Here is a 17,799-nt window from a genome sequence, read left to right as displayed (position 1 = left end):
CCGGCCCGGTGGCTGAAGGCAGTTCTCTGCGACGAGAGGAACACCACGATGAGGCACATCCGAGTGATGTGTTACCCGGTCGCCGCCCTCGCGGCGGCGACCCTTCCGCTGACGCTGTTCGGCGCGGTCCCGGCCGACGCCGCTCCTGTCGTCACCGCCCCGGCCGCTCTGCGGGTCGCGCCGGATCCCGCCTCATGCCCCGACCAGGTGTCGCTGGTCAACGGCGGTTTCGAGCAGCCGGTCGTCAGCGGCGGGACATGGGGCTTGTTCCCCGACGCCTCGCAGACCGGCGCGCCGAACCACGTGCCCGGCTGGCTCACCACCGCCACCGACCACATGATCGAGCTGTGGGCCAGCCCGCCGAACCCGGCCAACACCCCGCCCAAGGAGGGCAGGCAGCTCGCCGAGCTGAACGCCAACCAGGTCTCGACCCTGTACCAGGACCGCGCGACCACCCCGGGGGCGAAGCTGTACTGGCGGCTGTCCCACCGCGGCCGGCTGGGGGTCGACACGATGGCCTTGGACATCGGCGCTCCGACGGCCCCGGTGCAACAGGGGGTCATGTCGGACGGCACCGGGAGCTGGGGCACCTACTCCGGCACCTACATCGTGCCCGCGGGCCAGACGACCACCAGGTTCGCCTTCCGTTCCGTCTCGGCGGCCGGAGGGAACCGCACCTTCGGCAACCTGCTCGATGACATCTCCTTCGCGACCGCGCCGTGCGTTGTCGTCACCAAGACCGCGAGCCCGCAGGGGCCGGTCGACGTCGGCGATGTGATCACCTACCGGGTCACCGCGGTCAACAAGGGAGGCGCCACGGCGGAGAACGTGCGCCTCGCCGACACCGTCCCGGCGGGGACCACCTACGTGCCCGGCTCGCTCCGGGTGGTCGACGGCCCGGGCAGCGGGGACAAGACCGATCAGGCGGGCGACGACCAGGGCGAGTTCGACGCCGCGGCCGGCAAGGTCTCCTTCACCCTGGGGAACGGCGCCACCCCCGCGGCCGGGGGCTCGCTGCCCAACGCCACGAGCCTGCCCGGCGGCACCACCGTGGAGTTCAAGGTCAAGGTCGGCCGGGACGCCGCGGGCAGGGAGGTCACCAACCAGGGGACGGTCGGCTACGAGAACCGGCTCGGCCCGGAGCCGGAGCAGCTGACCTCTACCAGCGGCGATGCCGTTACCAAGGTCAACCCGGCCGTGGACCTGAGCGTGGTCAAGTCCGCCGATGCGACCAAGGTGACCGTGGGCCAGACCGTCATCTACCGCGTCACCGTACGCAACGCCGGCCCGAACGACGCGACGGGGGTCACGGTCAAGGACATGCTGCCGTCCAACCTCACCTTCGTGTCCGCCACGGCCTCCAGCGGGACCTACACGTCGGCGAGCGGGATGTGGACGGTCGGCGCGCTGGCCAATGGCGCCTCGGCCACGTTGACGGTCCATGCCAAGGCCACAGCCGTCGGAGAGACGACCAACACGGCCACCGCCGACGGCAAGGAGCTGGATCTCGATCCCGCCAACGACTCCGACAGCGTCAAGATCTGCGTCGACCCTGAACCCTTCTGCCCGTACTGCATCAAGGGAACCGGGCAGAAGACGGAGAGCTAGACGACGAACGGAAACCTTCCTGCACATGCGAAACGCCCGGCCGGAGAACCGGCCGGGCGTTTCGCCGGGCGGTCAGCGGCGGTAGCCGACGACCCGCACCCAGTCCTTGCCCTCCGAGGGGGAGAGCCAGCGGGAGCCCTCGAAGACCGCGCGGAACGTGCCGGACGTGCGGGCGGTCACGCTCGTCGAGAAGTAGCCGCTGCTGCTGGTCCTGACGGTGTCCACGTACTGCCAGCGGTAGCCGCCGTCGGGCCGGAAGAGGATCACGATCCGCTTCCAGGACAGGCGGTGCCAGCGCTCCTCGTTGTTGCAGTTGTCGGCGTGGTGGACCGAGACGAGGCCGCTGATGTAGTCCTCGTCACACTGCACGGAGAGCTTGCCCTCGAGGTCGATGGGCCGGCCCCGCCATGCGGGCTCGGGGTTCGCGTCGAACGTCAGGCTGGTGTAGCCCGCGGCATCCGGGTCCAGGCCCGGGTCCGGGTCCGCGAGGGCGGGCGAGGCGGCGGTGGCCACCATCGTCGCGCCCAGGGCGGCAGCCGCCAGGCCGGCGGCTAGGCGTCGCATCTTCAAATCGAATTTCCTTCCCCGTCTGAAACTCGGCCCCGAGTCGAGGCACGTCATCGCCAATGACGCGTCAGGAGAAGGAAAAGTTGCGATAAAGTCGATCACGATTCGGCAACGGCCGGTTTTAGGCTACACCAGGGGCTATTTTCGGTTATTGCGTAATTTGTTGCGACTTAGAGAGATCTGGGGCGTAGTGTCCTGTTCCGAGGTAGCGGACGCGCCAGAAGCCGCCCGCGCGGCCCGTGACCGTCGTCTCGAAGGCCCCGGAGGCGTCCGTCGTCGTCTGTCCCGCCTTCTCCCAGGGTGAGGACTCGCCGAGGCGCCACAGGATCTCCAGCGACTGCTTGGCGAACGGGCCGTACCCGGTGTAGCCGCGCGGGTCCACTCTCCTCAGCGAGCCGCTCAGGCGTACCGCGCCGGAGCGGCCGGTCTCCTCGGCCGTCACCGACGTGAGCCTGGTGGCGCGCCTCAACTGGAACGAGGCGTACTCGGTGACCGTGGAGCCGTGCGCCCCCTTGGCGGTGGCGGTGATCGTCCAGGTGCCGGTCGGGTAGTAGCGGTTGAGCCGCTTGTCGGGCAGGAAGCGCCAGGTCGCCCAGCCGTCGCTCGCGCGTGGCGCCTGGAGGGTGCCCATGGCCGGCCACAGCGCCCGCGAGAGCCTCGCCGCGCTCATGTCAGCGGCGGGCGTGACCTCCACGCCGGGCTCGGGTGCCGCGGGCGGGCCGGGGGCCAGGGCCGGCGGCTGCGGCTGCGGCTCAGTCACCTCGTCGGTCACCTTGTCAGCCAGTACGGTGCCGGGCGGGGCGCCGGGCTCGACCTTCACGCTGACGCCGTCCTTGCCCCTCGCCCCCTTGGCGACCACGTCGATCACCAGGCGGATGGAGTCGTACGCCCCCACCACGGGCTCCTCGGGGCGTACCGTGATGGACCGGATGGCGAGCTCGGCCTCGGGCGGGGCCGCGGGCATGGTGAGCGGCCCCGCCGCGAGCGAGACGAGAAGAAGGCTTTTGATCATGATCGAGACGGTAGGAACCGCCCGGTAATGATCAGGACCTCGACACGCGCCGCGAATGGCAAAGCCGGGATCACCCGTGGCGGTCCGCCGGACGCGGCCCGCTGTAGAGACCTTCGATGATGTCGGCGTACTTGGCGTGGACGACCCGCCTCTTGAGCTTCAGGCTCGGGGTGAGCTCCTCCGTCTCGGCCGTCCACTCGGTGCCCAGCAGGGCCCACTTCTTCACCTGCTGCACCCTGGCCAGCTTGGCGTTGGCGGCCTCGACCGCGGCCTCCACCTCCTTGAGCACCTCCGGGTGCTCGGCCAGCTCCGCGAGCGAGGTGAAGGCGATGCCGCGCGCCTGCGCCCAGCCCGGCGCCACCTCCCCGTCCAGTGTCAGCAGGGCCACCGGGTGCGGCCGGTTGTCGCCGTACGCGAGGGCCTGGCCGATGAGCATGTGCTCCTTGAGGTGGTTCTCGATCTCGGCCGGGGAGACGTTCTCGCCGCCGGAGGTGATGATCAGCTCCTTCTTGCGGTCGATCACCCGGTAGAAGCCCTCCTCGTCGACCGTGCCGATGTCGCCGGTGTGCAGCCAGCCGTCGGCGTCGACGAGCTCGGCGGTGGCCTCGGGGCGGTTGAGGTAGCCGCGGGTGTTGAGCGGGCTGCGGGCGAGGATCTCACCGTCCTCGGCGATGCGGACCTCGACGCCCGGCTCGGCCCTGCCGACCGTGCCCAGGCGGTAGCAGGAGGGGCTGTTGCCGGTGAACGCGCCGGTCGTCTCCGTCATGCCGTACACGTCGATGACCTTGAGCCCCAGCCCGGCGAAGAAGTGCTGCACCTCCGCGGGCAGCGGCGCGGCGCCGGTGGCGGTCCACTGGGCGCGGTCGAAGCCGATCATGCCGCGGATGACCGACAGCAGCGAGGCGTCGGCCTGGTCGTAGGCGGCCTGGATCTCGGGGGTGATCGTCCGGCCGTACTGGCCCGCCTCCACGTACGCGGCGCCCGCCGCCATGGCCCGGCGTACGGCGGCCTGCTGCTCCTCCGGCTGCGTGGCGAGCACGGCGAGCAGGCGGGCCGCCATCTTCTCCCACACCCGCGGCACCCCGAAGAACATCATCGGCCTGACCTGCCCCAGCGTGGCGCCCAGGTTGGTCAGGTCGGTGCAGAAGTGCACGTGGGAGGCTTTGACCAGGGGCACGTACAGGCTGAGGATCCGCTCGGCGATGTGCGCGTACGTGAGATAGGAGACCTGGGTGCCCAGCAGGGGCAGCTCGGCGATGCGGTCGGTGGCGGCGACCTCGTAGAAGACGTTCGCGTGGGTGAGGGGCACGCCCTTGGGCATGCCGGTCGTGCCGGAGGTGTAGAGGACGGTGACCACGTCGTCGGAGGTGACCGCGCGCCAGCGGGTCTCGACCTCGTTCGGGTCCACGGCCAGCCGGGCGCGGCCCAGCTCCAGGAAGTCCTGCCAGGCCATGAACCGCTCGCCGGCGGGCGCCCCCTCCAGCATGATGATCTTGCGGAGGCCGTCGAGGCGGTCCAGCACCGGCTGCCAGCGGGCCAGCTCGGCGGGGCCGCCCAGCACGGCGTACCTGGCGCCCACGTCCCCTGCCACGAACGCGATCTGCTCGGGCGCGAACGTCGAGTAGACCGTGCAGCCCACCCCGCCCGCGTGCACCGCGCCCAGGTCGGCGAGCACGTGCTCGCTCCGGTTGACCATCATCAGCGCCACCGACTCGCCGGGCTGCAGCCCCAGTGCGGCGAACCCCGCGGCGATCTCCAGGACCCGCAGGCGCGCCTGCCCGTAGGTCAGCGTGGCCCAGCCGTCCCCGTCAGGGTCGGAGTACGCGGGCGCGTCCGGGTATCGCTCGACGGCGTGCCTGAGCTGCCCGCAGACGGTACGGCCGGCGATCTCGCGCTCGATCTCGGCCCGGACTTCGAGGACTTCGGCCATGGCACCCGCCTCCAGTCAGTGTTCACTTGCGTGAGTGGCCTGCATCGCACCACACCCGTCCCGGAGCGGCAAGAGCTCGCGGGGCAACACCCGCGTCCATCACGTACAGTAATCACACCGAATTCGTATTAGGGGGGCGAATGCGGGAAAACGCGGACAAAACGTTCTTTGGGCATCCACGGGCCCTGGCCACGCTGTTCGGCACCGAAATGTGGGAGCGGTTCAGCTGGTACGGGCTGCGGGCGATCCTCGCCACGTTCATGGCGGCCTCGCCCGCCCAGCAGGGCCTCGGCCTGCCGGACGAGACCGCGCAGGCCGTCGTGGGCGTCTACGGGGCGCTCATCTACCTGGTCGCGCTGCCCGGCGGATGGATCGCGGACCGGATCCTGGGGGCGCGCAGGTCGGTGTTCCTGGGCGGGTGTCTCATCCTGCTGGGGCACGTCAGCATGGCCGTGCCCGTGACCTCGCCGCTCTTCATCTGGCTCGGCCTGCTGCTGATCATCAGCGGCACCGGCCTGCTCAAGCCGAACATGTCGGTCATGGTCGGCAGGCTCTACCCGCAGGAGGACGACGGGCGCAGGGACGCCGGATTCTCGCTGTTCTACCTCAGCATCAACCTGGGCGCCTTCTTCGCGCCCATCGTGGTCGGCTGGCTGGCCGACGGCGACCGGTGGCACCTGGCGTTCAGCGCCGCCGCCGTCGGGATGGCGCTCGGCCTCGTCCAGTACGTACGGGGCGGCCGCGGCCTGCGGGGCATCGGCGAGCCACCGGCCCACGTGGAGCACGGCAAGCTCGGCCGCCTGGTGGCGCTCGGCGTGGGGGCGCCGGCGATCGCCCTGGCCGCCTGGGCCGCGACCGGCACCCTCACGATCGACCGGCTCACCGTGGCGATCACCGTGGTCATCGTGCTCGTGACCGTGGGGTACTTCGCCTACATCATGCTCGGCAGCCATGACCTCACCGAGGACGAACGCATCCGGATGAAGGCGTACATCTGGCTGTTCGCGGCCGCGTCCATCTTCTGGATGATCTACGACCTGGCGCCGAGCAAGCTGCTCTTCTTCGCCAGGGACCACACCGATCTGACGCTGTTCGGCATCGGCATCACACCGGCCACCACGCAGGCGTTCAACCCGCTGTTCATCATGATCTTCGTGCCGGTGTTCGCGGCGCTGTGGGTGCGGCTCGGGACGCAGGTGAGCACCCCGCAGAAGTTCGCGTTCGCGCTGGTCATGATCGGGGTGAGCTTCGTGGTCATGGCCGTCGCGGCCGCTCTGGCCGGCAACGGCCGGGTGTCGGTGTGGTGGCTGGTGCTCGTCTATCTGATCCAGGTGTTCGGCGAGCTGTCGCTGAGCCCGGTCGGGCTGTCGGTGACGACGAAGCTGGCGCCTGAGGCGTTCAAGAGCCAGATGCTCGGGGTCTGGTTCATCGCGTTCTCGGTCGGCGACGCGATCGGCGGGCAGACGGGGCGGCTCGGCCGCGTGCTGTCCGATCCGGCGTACTACCTGGTGCTGGCGTCGATGGCGGTCGTGGCGGGGCTGGCGCTGTTCATGTTCACGCGGCAGCTGCGCGTGATGATGGCCGAGCACCACGAACCTGCGATGCGATAAAGATTTCCAGTGTGACTGAGCTTCTCGATCTTGTCGGCATCTTCGTCTTCGCCCTGACGGGTGCGCTCATGGGGGTGCGCAAGCGGCTCGACGTGGTCGGGATGGCGGTGCTGGCCGAGATGACCGCCCTGGGCGGCGGCATCGTCCGCGACCTGATACTCAACGTCCGGCCCGCCGCCTTCCAGAGCCTCGGGTACGTGCTGGTGCCGGTGGTGGCGACGGTGATCGTCTTCTTCTGGCACCCGCACGTGGCCCGGGGGATGCCGGTCATCCTCGTGCTGGACGCGGCGGGGCTGGGCCTGTTCAGCGCCGTGGGGACGCAGAAGGCCCTGGAGTACGGCCTCAGCCCGCTGCACGCCGCCCTGCTCGGGGCGGTGACGGGTGTGGGCGGCGGGATGCTGCGCGACATGCTGGTCGGGGAGATCCCGACCCTCCTGTACGACCGGCAGTTCTACGCGGTGCCCGCCCTGCTGGGGGCGGGGGTGATGGCGGCGCTGTCGTCCTACGGGCTGCACGGGTGGCCGGCCACGCTGGCGGCGGCGGTGCTCGCGTTCGGGCTGCGGATCGGGGCCATGCGCCGCAAGTGGCGCGCCCCTCTGGCCCGAGGCACCGGCGAATGACGCGCGGTCCGGGGCGCGAAAGCCCTCACACCATCGCGATGAGCGCCTCCGACGGGCGCGGGGCGCCGGTGGGGCCGTGGTCGCGGGCGGCGCGGATGCGGGTGACCACGTCGGCCAGCACCTGGGGCGGCTGGGTGTAGGGCAGCCGGAGGTAGTTCTCCAGCGTGCCCTCCAGGCCGAACCACGGGCCGGGCGCGAGGCGTACCCCGTGATGGGCCGCCGCCTCCACGAGCGGGGTGGCGCCGAGGCCGTCCAGGCGCACCCACAGGGTGCCTCCGCCGCGCGGCACCGTGAACGTCCACTCCGGCAGCTGCTCGCGCAGGCCCGAGACCAGCGCGTCGCGTGAGGCGCGCAGGGTGCGGCGGCGCTCGGCGCGGGTCTCCTCCAGCCGGTCGAACAGCCGCGCCACCACGAGTTGCTCCAGCACCGGGCTGGCGATGTCCACGGCGGCGCGGAACATGGCCAGCCGGCGCGCGAGGGCCGCCGTGGTGCGCACCCAGCCGATGCGCAGCCCGCCCCACCACAGCTTGGAGGCCGAGCCGACGCTGATCACGCGGCTGTCGGTGTCGAAGGCCGCCGTCGGCGACGTGCGCGGCACCTCGTCCAGCGCCAGCTCCATCCATGTCTCGTCCACGAGCAGCACCGTGCCGGCGCGCCGGGCCGCGCCCACGACGGCGGCGCGGGTGGCGTCGTCCATGAGCGCGCCCGTCGGGTTCTGGAAGTCGGGCATGAGGTACGCCAGCCGCGCCCCCGACTGGCGCATGGCCCCGGACACCAGGTCGGCCTGCCAGCCCTCGTGCGAGATGCCCACAGGGACGACCCTGGCGCCGCGCTGCCGTGCCACGTCGATGGCGTGCGGGTACGTCGGCGACTCCACGAGCACCGGGTCGCCCGCGCCGACGAGCAGGCCGATCACGAGCTGGATGGCGTGCTGGGAGCCGGTCGTGACGAGGATCTGCTCCGGCCTGGTGGCCAGGCCCCTGGCGGTGTAGTGGGCGGCGATGCGTTCCCTGAGGACCGGCAGGCCCCTGGGGTCGTAGCCGTTGCCCATGCCGTACCGGGGGACGTCCTCCACCGCCTCCAGCATCACCTCCCGCAGGACCGTCGGCGCGGGCGGGGCGGCGCTCTGGATCTCGATGAGGCCGTCGCCGTCGGTGCCGAGCCACGGGTTGTCCACCGTGGTGGCCGGGTCGGGCAGGGCCGTCCAGCTGCCCGAGCCCTGGCGGCTCTCCAGGTAGCCGCGCTCGCGCAGCAGGTCGTAGGCCGAGGTGACGGTGGTGCGGCTGACCTTGAGGGTCTCGGCCAGGTGGCGTTCCGCGGGCATGCGTACGCGTACCGGGATCTGGCCGTCCATGATGCGGGCGCGCACGCCGTCGGCGAGCGCACGGTAGTACGGCCGCGCCGCCGGGTCGATCTGGACGAGCCGCGCCACCTGAGCAGCGGACAGATGCCTCATAATGAGGCCACTTTTCATGATTGGCCCTGTTTTGGCAAGTCGGGTCAATGCCACTGTGGGGCCACTATGAGCGAAACGACCGTCCCCAGGATCAGTCCCCTTCCCGCCCGTCTCGTCCGGTTGTACGGCGGGCTCGCGCTGTACGGCGCCGGCATCGGCCTCCAGGTGGAGTCCGGGCTGGGGAACGACCCGTGGGACGTGTTCCACCAGGGCCTGGGCATCCGGACCGGGCTGTCCATCGGGACTGTCATCATCGGGATCGGCGCGCTGGTGATGCTGCTGTGGATCCCGCTGAAGCAGCGGCCCGGACTGGGGACCATCAGCAACGTCCTCTTCCTCGGCCTGTTCGCGGACGCCGCGATCTTCCTGCTGCCCACGCCGTCGCACCTGGCCCTGCAGGGCCTGTACGTGGTGCTCGGCGTGGTCTCCATCGCCCTGGCCACGGTGCTGTACATCGGCGCCGGGATGGGGCCGGGCCCGCGTGACGGCGTCATGACCGGGCTGGTGCGGCTCGGCCTGTCGGTGCGGCTGGCGCGGTTCCTCATCGAGGTCACCGTCCTGGCCGCCGGGTGGCTGCTCGGCGGCACCGTGGGCGTGGGGACCCTGGTGTTCGCGCTGGCCATCGGCCCGCTGACCCAGCTGTTCACCCGCTGGTTTCCCCTGACGTGACCCCGTGGCCGGGACCGGACATGACGCGACATGATTGGACCCGGTCACGGGATCACCCCATGCGCGAGTAACGTCAAGGCATGCGGATCGAGGATTACGCCCTGATCGGAGACATGCAGTCCGCGGCGCTGGTCGGCAGAGACGGATCCATCGACTGGCTCTGCCTGCCCAGGTTCGACTCGCCGTCGTGCTTCTCGGCGCTGCTCGGCAGCGAGCGCAACGGGCACTGGTGGCTCGGGCCCACGGGCCGCCGCCCCGCCACGCGGCGCCGTTACCGTCCCGACACGCTCATCCTGGAGAGCGAGTGGGACACCCCGACCGGCACGGTCCGAGTGATCGACTTCATGCCGCCCCGCGACCGCAACCCCGACGTCGTCCGCATCGTCGAGGGCGTCTCCGGGAGCGTGGAGGTCTCCACGCAGCTCAGGATCCGCTTCGACTACGGCAGGATCGTGCCGTGGGTGCGCCGCAGCAACGGCCACCTGCAGGCCATCGGCGGGCCCGACTCGGTGTGGCTGCACTCCCCCGTGCCGCTGAAGGGCGGCGACTACGCGCACCGGGCCACCTTCACGGTGAAGGAGGGCGAGCGGCTGTCGTTCGTCTTCACGTGGCACCCGTCGCACGAGTCGATGCCGACGCCGATCGACGCCGACACACAGCTCGCCGAGACCGAGGCCATGTGGTCGGAGTGGGTGGGCCGATGCACGTACGAGGGGCCGTACCGCGAGGCCGTGGTCCGCTCGCTGATCACATTGAAGGGACTCACCTACTCCCCGACCGGCGGCATCGTCGCCGCGCCCACCACGTCCCTGCCCGAGGACCTCGGCGGGGTGCGCAACTGGGACTACCGGTTCTGCTGGCTGCGGGACGCCACCATGACGCTCGACGCGCTGATCAGCTCCGGCTACCTGGAAGAGGCCGCGGACTGGCGCTCGTGGCTGCTGCGGGCCATCGCCGGGCGGCCCCAGGATCTGCAGATCATGTACGGGGTCGCGGGCGAGCGCCGCCTGCCCGAGCTCCACCTGGACTGGCTCGACGGTTACGAGGACTCCCGGCCCGTGCGGATCGGCAACGAGGCGGTCAAGCAGCTCCAGCTCGACGTGTACGGGGAGGTGATGAACTGCCTCTACGTCTCACGCGCCCGCGGCCTGTCCGCCGACGACCGGGCGTGGACCATCCAGCGGCAGCTCCTCGACTACGTGGCCGAGCACTGGGACGAGCCCGATGAGGGGCTGTGGGAGGTGCGCGGGCCGCGCCGGCACTTCGTGCACTCCAAGGTGATGTGCTGGGCGGCGATGGACCGGGCGGTCAAATACGTCGAGCGGTTCGGGCGGACCGGGCCGGTGGAGCAGTGGCGGACGCTGCGGGACGCCATTCACGACGAGATCTGCACGAAGGGGTTCGACGCGCGGCGCAACACCTTCACCCAGTCGTACGGGTCGTCCGAGCTGGACGCGGCGCTGCTGATGATGCCCGTCGTCGGGTTCCTGCCGGTCGACGACCCCCGGATGGTGGGGACCGTCGCGGCCATCGAGAAGGAGCTCATGTCGGACGGGTTCGTGCTGCGGTACCCGATGGCGGCCGACAACGACGTGGACGGCCTGACGGGCGGGGAGGGCGCCTTCCTGGCGTGCAGTTTCTGGCTGGTGGAGGTGATGGCGATGCAGGGCCGCAAGGAGGAGGCCAAGGACCTGTTCGAGCGGCTGCTGGCGCTGCGCAACGACGTGGGGCTGCTGGCCGAGGAGTACGACCCGCGCTACGGCCGCCTGGTCGGCAACTTCCCGCAGGCGTTCAGCCACGTGCCGTTGATCCACGCCGCCCGCGCGCTGTCGTAGCGCCCGGGCGGGTCACGGGCCGGTGAGACGGCGCTCGCCGGCCGTGGTGATCACGAACACCTGCCAGTTGTAGTACGCGTAGTAGTTGCGCGGGTCCCGCTTCATCTGGCGGGCGTGCAGCAGGATCGCGTTCACGTACGCCTGGGACGGGTTGTACGCGTGCAGCGCCCTCTGGTAGTCGCGCGGGGCGCCCGACGCGCGCAGATAGTTGGCGGCGCCCATGACGGCGTCGCGCGGATCCCGCACGTCGCCGCCCATGCCGTACGCCTTCCAGGTCCCCGGCATGAACTGCATGGGACCCTGGGCGCCGACATAGCTGTTCGACCGCACCCGGCCGAACTTCGTCTCCGCGAACATCACCGCCGCCAGCACCTCCCACTCCACCCCGAACCGGCGCTCGGCCTTCTTGAAGTAGCCGAGCAGCTCGGCGGCGGGCCGGGGCGCCTGGACCTTGAACGTGGCCGACGGCTTGACCGGGTGGGCCAGGGCGAGCAGTTCGCGGATGGCGGCCGTGTCGTCCTTGGCCTCGGCGGCCAGTGCGGCCGGGAGTCGGGCGAAGGCCTGGGAGGCGAGCTTGGGGTGGCGGGCGGCATAGCGGTAGAGGCGCTGCTCGTGCAGGGCCAGGAGCTCGACGTCGCGAGGCGGCTTGCCGGTCTTGGGCCAGGCGTCGATGGCGGCGTCGAGCGCGGCGCTGTTCCGCTTCAGCGCGGCGGCCAGGCGGGCGGCGTCCTGAGGGATCGGCTCGTCGGGGGCGGGGAGCGTCTCACTCGCCTGCTGGCCACCCGGCGTGGCCGTGGACGGGGCCGTGGGCGGGGTCGTGGCCGTGGGCGGGGTCGAGGCCGCCAAGGGCTCCCGGGCCGCTCCCGAGGAGTGGGCCGGTGCGCCGCAGGCGGCCGCGCCGAGGAGGGCCGCGAGCGCCACCGCGCCCACGGCGCGGGTCGTGCGGGCGGGCAGGGGCTGGTGGTGCTGGCGTTCCTCCATGGTCGGCCAACCTACCCGGTCCGGGGGCCTGCTCTCACGTCACGGCGGTCACTTGCGTACCTCAAGTCGGGACGGCAAGGACGCGCGAGGTCAGGAGCCGGGCCTGCCCGCGCGCAGGGCCCGGGGTGAGGCGCCCAGCTCGCGGCGGCACACCTTGTTGAACGCCTGCAGATCCGGGATCCCCACCGCGGCCGCTATCGCGGGGATCGCGAGGGTCGAGTCGCGCAGCAGGTGCAGCGCGCGGGACATCCTTCTGCGGCGGATGTAGGCCACCACCGTCAGCCCCGTCTGGGCGCGGAACAACCGGGTGAGGTGATTGTGCGACACCCCGGCCGCGCGGGCGATGCCGGGGACGGTCAGGGGCGCGGCGAGGTCCGCGTCGATGTGCTCCATGGCGGCCGCCACGACGGCGTGCGCGCTGCCGGCCACGGGCAGGTTCGCCACCCGCCACAGCACCGTCCACACCTCCGCCGACGCCCGCGCCCTGGTGTCGGGGACGGCCGCGATGGCCTGCCGCAGCGAGGCGGCGATGAGCGGCGCCTGGTCACCGGCGTCCCGCATGACCGCGACGACCCGCCGCTCGTCCGCGCCGGGCAGCCTGAAGTGCGCGTACAGGTGCTCGGACCTGCCCCGGTAGTGGTAGTGCACCTCTGCGCCCGGCGGGATCAGGCTCACGTGGCCGGGCTTGATCGCGTGCGTGGTGCCCTCGAGCACCAGTTCGGCGGCGTACCCGTACAGGTGGAGCTGCCAGAGGTCGGGCAGCCGGAACACGTCGTGCGGGCTGACCACACCGTGCACGCCCACTCCCGCCCCGGCCACCGCGGGTGGCTCGGAGAGCGCGATCTCCACCTGCCGCACAGAGCCCTGTCTACACCAGTGAGGGAGAATGAACCAGTAGTTGATGATTACAACCCACGACACGGCTGATGTCCGGTTCTAGCGTCGAGGCATGCGAACCACTTTGCTGACGTCCGTACAGGTCGCCGGATTCGTGGCCGCCGGTTACCTGCGGCTCGACGGGGTCGTCCCGGACGAGCTCAACGACCAGGCGATCGACGTGCTCGAGGCGGGCATCCCCCGCTCGCCCTACGGAACCCCGGTCGCCAAGGCCTTCCCTGACGGGTCGTTCGCCCGGCGGCTGATCGAGTTGCCCGCCGTCGCGGGCGCCCTGCACTCGCTCGTCGGCCCCGACCCGACCGTCGACCACCACGCCGTGCACGTACGCGAGCCGCGTGAGGGCCGCGCGCAGCCGCTGCACGCCGACGCCATCATCGACACCCGCATGGACGCGTTCGACGTGCAGCTCATGTACTACCCGCGCGAGGTGAGCGCGGACATGGGCGGCACGCTGGTGGTGCCGGGCAGCCACCTGCGCCGGACCAACGAGAGCGACACCGGCCGCTACCAGAACCTGCGCGGCCAGACCCGGCTGACCTGCCCGGCCGGGACCGTGATGCTGCTCCACCACGGCATCTGGCACGGCGGCCGGCGCAACGACAGCGATGTGCGGCGCTACATGTTCAAAATCCGCTTCAACCCGACCGTGCCGCAGGTGCGGCTCTGGGACGTCTCCGACCTGGGCGACCCCGCCGTGGCGGCCGAGCTGGAGCGGCGTTTCCCCTGGTACGAGCAGGCGACGGGGCGGCTGGAGGTGCACAACCGGGTGCGGTTGTGGCGGGCCATGACGGGCGATCCCTCGTTCGACGTCGAGTACTGGAACACGCGTGTGAACAACCGCCCCGGGAGGGTCGCATGAAGCAGCAGGTGCTCGTTCTCTACCTGGCCACCTCCGCGCTCGACGCTCCCGTGGTGGGCTGGTCGCGCTACGACGGCACCGGGCGTACCGACCCGACGGCGGGCGACGGGGACGAGCCGCCGTACGAGACGGGGGTGGAGGCGTTGCGGGACGGGTGGCGGCTGTTCCAGGCGTCTCAGCTCATCCCGCCGTATCCCGGGCACGAATACGACACGTCGTTCTTGAAGCATGAGTTCTTCTTCGAGAAGCTGTCGTAAAACCGGACGTACGGGTCTTATTGTGTGATCGCCCGATGTGATCCGTGGAAGGAGCGGGATGCCGGACATGCGCCCGCTCCGGCCGGGCGATCCCGAGCGGATCGGCTCGTACCGGCTCGTCGGCGTGCTCGGCTCCGGCGGCCAAGGGGTCGTCTACCGGGGCGTCGGTGACCGCGAGGTGGCGATCAAGGTGCTGCACGGCCACCTCAGCCACGACGACGACGCCACCAAGGGCTTCCTGCGGGAGGTGGAGGCGGCGCGGCGGGTGGCCGCGTTCTGCACGGCCGCGATCCTGGACGTCGGGACGGTGGACGACCGGCCGTACATCGTCAGCGAGTACGTGCCGGGCGACACCCTGCAGGCCGTGGTCCGGACCTTCGGGCGGCGGGTGGGCGGGGCACTGGACCGGCTGGCCATCTCCACGCTGACCGCGCTGGTGGCCATCCACCAGGCCGGGATCGTCCACCGGGACTTCAAGCCGGGGAACGTGCTGATGGGCCCGGACGGGCCCATCGTCATCGACTTCGGGATCGCCAAGGCGCTCGACGCCACGACCGGCACCTCCGCGCCTGTGGGGACGCCGGCGTACATGTCGCCCGAGCAGTTCAGGGGCGAGCGGGTGGGGCCCGCCTCGGACGTGTTCAGCTGGGCGGGGACGATGGTGTTCGCCGCCACGGGGCGCACGCCCTTCGCGGGGGACACGGTGGCGGCCGTGGTGAACAGCGTGCTGAGCGGCGTCCCGGACCTTTCCGAGATGCCGCCGCACCTGCTGGGGACCATCGAGAGCTGCCTGTCCAAGGACGCCGCCGGCCGGCCGGGCCCGGCCGAGCTGCTGCAGCGGCTCATCCGGCAGGCGGGGCCGGGCGCCGGCGTCCTCCCGGGCCACGTCGCGGCCCACCCCGTCACGGGCACCCCGCCCGCCGGCTCGCCCCGACCGGCACCGGCCGCTCCGCTGGTGCCCGGTCCGCCTTCTGCGGGAGCGGCGCCGCCCGGCTCGCCATCCGAAGGAGCGAATGGAGCGGGGCCGTCGGGTTCGCCGCCTGTGGGAACGGTGCAACCGCCGAAGCCTCCGCCCGCCGGAAGCGCGCACGCCGGACCTCCGCCTCCGCGTGCTGCGAGGCCCCTTCCAGGCTCCGCGCCCACTCCGAAGGGACGGCCGCCGCTGGCCACCTGGACGGGATTGCCTGCCGGAAACGGGTCGGTGGCCGATGCGGACACGGCGCCCGGGCAGGGCCGGGCGGTCAGCCGGCGGGCCATGATCGGCGGGGCCGCGGCCGCCGCGGCCGCTCTCGGGGTGTCCGCCTTCGTCATCCTCCGGCCGCGGGACGACCTCCCTCCTCCGATCGGCCAAAGTACGACCCAGCCGGCTGTCGGGAGCCAGACCCCCACCGCCGCGTCGCCCACTCCTGCCGCGTCCGCGCAGCCTTTCGGTACGCAGCTCGCGGAGTCCGTACCCCTCCCCGCAGCGGACGGCGCCCCCACGGTGCTGGCCGCCGCCGGAGGGACCGTCGTGTGCGGGACGGCCAAAGGGGCGGTGTCCGCGTGGGACCTCGGCCAGGCGCGCACGGGGCTCGGGGACGGCGGTGGCTCGACGACGTGGGTGGCCACCGGCAGCGTCGGCGGTACGCCGGTGGCGGCCTCCGGGCACCTCGACGGCCGAATGCGGCTGTGGAGCCTGGCGGGCGAGAGCCTCGCCTCACGCAAGGTGAGCGACCCCGTCATCGGCGTCACCGTCACGGCGGGCGCGGCGGTGGCCGTGTCGCAGAAGTACGACGACATGAAAGACCTCCACAGCGTCGTACGGCTCTGGGACATCTCCACCGGAAAGCAGATCGGCCCCGCGATCAAGGACCACTTCCAGGGCGTCAGAGGGCTGGCCTTCGGGCGGATGGGCAAGGACGACGTGCTCGTCACGGGCGACGGCGGCGAACGCGTCCGGGTGTGGCGGCTGTCGGACGGGACCATGACGCACTCGTTCCGCACCGGGGAGATCGGCGGGATCGAACGGCTGGCCTGTGGCGAGATCGACGGCAAGGCCGTCCTCGTCTCGACCCACCTGGACGCGACCCTGCGCGTGTACGACCTGGCGACGGGCAAGCGCAGGAAGAAGTGGACGTTCAGCGACCGGAGCCCGGACGACCGGGGTGCCGCGGCCCTCGTCGCGGGGCGCCTGGGAGACGTGCCCTTCGCCGCCGTCGCCCATGCCCCGTGGAACGGCGACGTCATCGTCCGCGTCTGGAACCTCCGCGACGGCGACATCATCGGCGTGCTCGGCCCCGGTCGCGGCGGGGCGATCCGCACGCTGGCGCTGGCGGAGCAGGACGGCCGCCCCGTACTCGCCGGCACGGGCGACGACCGCGCGCTCCGCGTCTGGAGCCTCGGCCCGAGCTGAGCCGCCCGGACGGTGATTGCGGCGGTCCCGAAACCTATGTTTCGGGCCTGGGATGCGCAGGATCGCGGGAGCGCTCCCAGTCGTTCGATGGCCGCTTGACGTGCGGATATTTCCGGTCGTTGGACCACTTGTTCAATTAAGGTGCCTCCGCAAGCCACCGCACGCGGGCCGGGCAGGGGTCTTGACATCCCAGGCAGACCGCTCCCTACCGCTTCGTCACTAAAACGTTCCAGATTTTCATATATCGTGAAATGACGCGGCTGAACTGGTCTTTTGCCGCCACACTACGGTTAGTCAATTGGTCAGACAATTCCGGCGCGTCCGATATTTGATATTTAGATCACCACCATGGGGACAGGTGCCATACTGCGTTTGGGAGCGCTCCCGCGAGCGCTTTCCCTCATGACGCCCCTCCACGAGGACCGGCTGTGAACCATCCCGACCCCCTGCTCGAAACCCGGCGCCCATGGGCCGCGCACATCTGGTGGATCGCCCTGGCCGTCGGCGCGGCCGGCTTCGCCTTCGTCTGGCTGGCCACCCCGCACGCTCGCGAGATCGACGCCGCCTGGCAGCTGGTGGCCAAGCTGGTCGCCTTCGCCTTCCTGTGCTGCTCGATCGCGTTCTTCCCGTGGGTGTCGCCGCGCCTGAGCTGGCTGCTGTACGTCCCGTTCGTCTTCTTCACCGGTTACCTGATCCCGAGGATCAGCTGGTTCTACTACGGGGACGGCGCGCGGGCGCACGGCGACAGCTTCTACACCCACCTGTACCTGCTGTTGTACCCGGGGATCGTGCTCACGGTCGCCGCCGCGTACCGGATCGGCGGCGGCTCCCCCGGCCGCTGCCTGAAGATCATGGCCACCGGGGTGCTCATCGTGTTCTCGGGCTTCCTGGACGTGATGTGGCAGGTGGTCAACCCGGTGGAGATCCCCAAGCTCATCGACGCCCCGCACATCAACCTGTTCACCGGCGGGCCGATCCCGTTCGGCGCGGCGATCTGGTTCGCGCTCGCCCATGTCCCCTTCATCGTGGGAATCAACCTGCTTCCCCTTGACCGCTGGATCGCGCGCCTGACGGGAGCCGGCGCGGACGCCACTCGGAGGAGGTGA

The 17,799-nt window shown here is 71.1% G+C and carries 15 protein-coding genes; 9 read left to right on the top strand and 6 right to left on the bottom strand.

What is annotated here, in order from left to right:
- Nucleotides 1–48 precede the first annotated feature (48 nt).
- The gene (locus AB0J64_RS18390) at nt 49–1,608 is read left to right on the top strand and encodes a CARDB domain-containing protein (RefSeq protein ID WP_364028095.1); all 1,560 of its coding nucleotides are present in this window, start codon (nt 49–51) and stop codon (nt 1,606–1,608) included.
- A gap of 72 nt (nt 1,609–1,680) precedes the next feature.
- Here AB0J64_RS18390 and AB0J64_RS18385 read toward each other — a convergent pair whose 3' ends face one another.
- The 3 genes from AB0J64_RS18385 to AB0J64_RS18375 all read right to left on the bottom strand — a co-directional run bounded on the left by AB0J64_RS18385 (nt 1,681) and on the right by AB0J64_RS18375 (nt 5,117).
- A complete protein-coding gene (locus AB0J64_RS18385) occupies nt 1,681–2,172 on the bottom strand; it encodes a hypothetical protein (RefSeq protein ID WP_364028093.1) in 492 nt (163 codons plus the stop codon).
- 151 nt (nt 2,173–2,323) lie between these two features.
- Nucleotides 2,324–3,187 (bottom strand): hypothetical protein, encoded by an 864-nt coding sequence (locus AB0J64_RS18380; protein WP_364028091.1) that lies wholly within the window; start codon nt 3,185–3,187, stop codon nt 2,324–2,326.
- 70 nt (nt 3,188–3,257) lie between these two features.
- A complete protein-coding gene (locus AB0J64_RS18375; protein WP_364028089.1) occupies nt 3,258–5,117 on the bottom strand; it encodes an AMP-dependent synthetase/ligase in 1,860 nt (619 codons plus the stop codon).
- A 140-nt stretch (nt 5,118–5,257) separates the two neighbouring features.
- On the opposite strand from AB0J64_RS18375, the gene AB0J64_RS18370 reads away from it, so the two are divergent.
- Nucleotides 5,258–6,727: an oligopeptide:H+ symporter gene (locus AB0J64_RS18370; protein ID WP_364028087.1), complete on the top strand. Its 1,470-nt coding sequence runs from the start codon at nt 5,258–5,260 to the stop codon at nt 6,725–6,727.
- A gap of 11 nt (nt 6,728–6,738) precedes the next feature.
- On the top strand, nt 6,739–7,347 hold the full coding sequence (locus tag AB0J64_RS18365; protein WP_364028085.1) for a trimeric intracellular cation channel family protein: 609 nt from the start codon (nt 6,739–6,741) through the stop codon (nt 7,345–7,347).
- Between the two features lie 25 nt (nt 7,348–7,372).
- Here AB0J64_RS18365 and AB0J64_RS18360 read toward each other — a convergent pair whose 3' ends face one another.
- On the bottom strand, nt 7,373–8,803 hold the full coding sequence (locus AB0J64_RS18360; protein ID WP_364028083.1) for a PLP-dependent aminotransferase family protein: 1,431 nt from the start codon (nt 8,801–8,803) through the stop codon (nt 7,373–7,375).
- Nucleotides 8,804–8,869: 66 nt separating this feature from the next.
- Here AB0J64_RS18360 and AB0J64_RS18355 point away from each other — a divergent pair, with 66 nt between their 5' ends.
- Together AB0J64_RS18355 and AB0J64_RS18350 are read left to right on the top strand one after the other, a co-directional pair.
- Entirely contained in the window at nt 8,870–9,472 is a 603-nt protein-coding gene (locus AB0J64_RS18355; RefSeq protein WP_364028081.1) for a hypothetical protein, read from the top strand.
- 80 nt (nt 9,473–9,552) lie between these two features.
- Complete coding sequence (locus tag AB0J64_RS18350; RefSeq protein WP_364028079.1) at nt 9,553–11,307, top strand: glycoside hydrolase family 15 protein; 1,755 nt, start codon at nt 9,553–9,555, stop codon at nt 11,305–11,307.
- Between the two features lie 12 nt (nt 11,308–11,319).
- Here AB0J64_RS18350 and AB0J64_RS18345 read toward each other — a convergent pair whose 3' ends face one another.
- Nucleotides 11,320–12,288: a lytic transglycosylase domain-containing protein gene (locus tag AB0J64_RS18345; RefSeq protein ID WP_364028077.1), complete on the bottom strand. Its 969-nt coding sequence runs from the start codon at nt 12,286–12,288 to the stop codon at nt 11,320–11,322.
- 90 nt (nt 12,289–12,378) lie between these two features.
- Nucleotides 12,379–13,146, bottom strand: coding sequence for a helix-turn-helix transcriptional regulator (locus AB0J64_RS18340; protein ID WP_364028075.1), 768 nt, complete (start codon nt 13,144–13,146; stop codon nt 12,379–12,381).
- Between the two features lie 91 nt (nt 13,147–13,237).
- On the opposite strand from AB0J64_RS18340, the gene AB0J64_RS18335 reads away from it, so the two are divergent.
- The 4 genes from AB0J64_RS18335 to AB0J64_RS18320 all read left to right on the top strand — a co-directional run bounded on the left by AB0J64_RS18335 (nt 13,238) and on the right by AB0J64_RS18320 (nt 17,799).
- A complete protein-coding gene (locus tag AB0J64_RS18335; protein WP_364028073.1) occupies nt 13,238–14,044 on the top strand; it encodes a phytanoyl-CoA dioxygenase family protein in 807 nt (268 codons plus the stop codon).
- Nucleotides 14,041–14,301, top strand: coding sequence for a hypothetical protein (locus AB0J64_RS18330; RefSeq protein WP_357614847.1), 261 nt, complete (start codon nt 14,041–14,043; stop codon nt 14,299–14,301). Before AB0J64_RS18335 ends, AB0J64_RS18330 begins: the two co-directional genes overlap by 4 nt.
- A 58-nt stretch (nt 14,302–14,359) precedes the next feature.
- Nucleotides 14,360–16,693 (top strand): protein kinase, encoded by a 2,334-nt coding sequence (locus tag AB0J64_RS18325; RefSeq protein ID WP_364028071.1) that lies wholly within the window; start codon nt 14,360–14,362, stop codon nt 16,691–16,693.
- A gap of 428 nt (nt 16,694–17,121) precedes the next feature.
- Nucleotides 17,122–17,799 carry a hypothetical protein gene (locus tag AB0J64_RS18320; RefSeq protein WP_364028069.1) on the top strand — a complete coding sequence of 226 codons (678 nt, stop codon included), beginning with the start codon at nt 17,122–17,124 and terminating at the stop codon, nt 17,797–17,799.

Origin of the sequence: Nonomuraea sp. NPDC049695 (assembly GCF_040674955.1) — a bacterium.
Taxonomy (GTDB): domain Bacteria; phylum Actinomycetota; class Actinomycetes; order Streptosporangiales; family Streptosporangiaceae; genus Nonomuraea; species Nonomuraea helvata.
The sequence above is the reverse complement of the archived record's forward strand: the minus strand, read 5'-3'. Positions and strand labels throughout refer to the sequence as shown.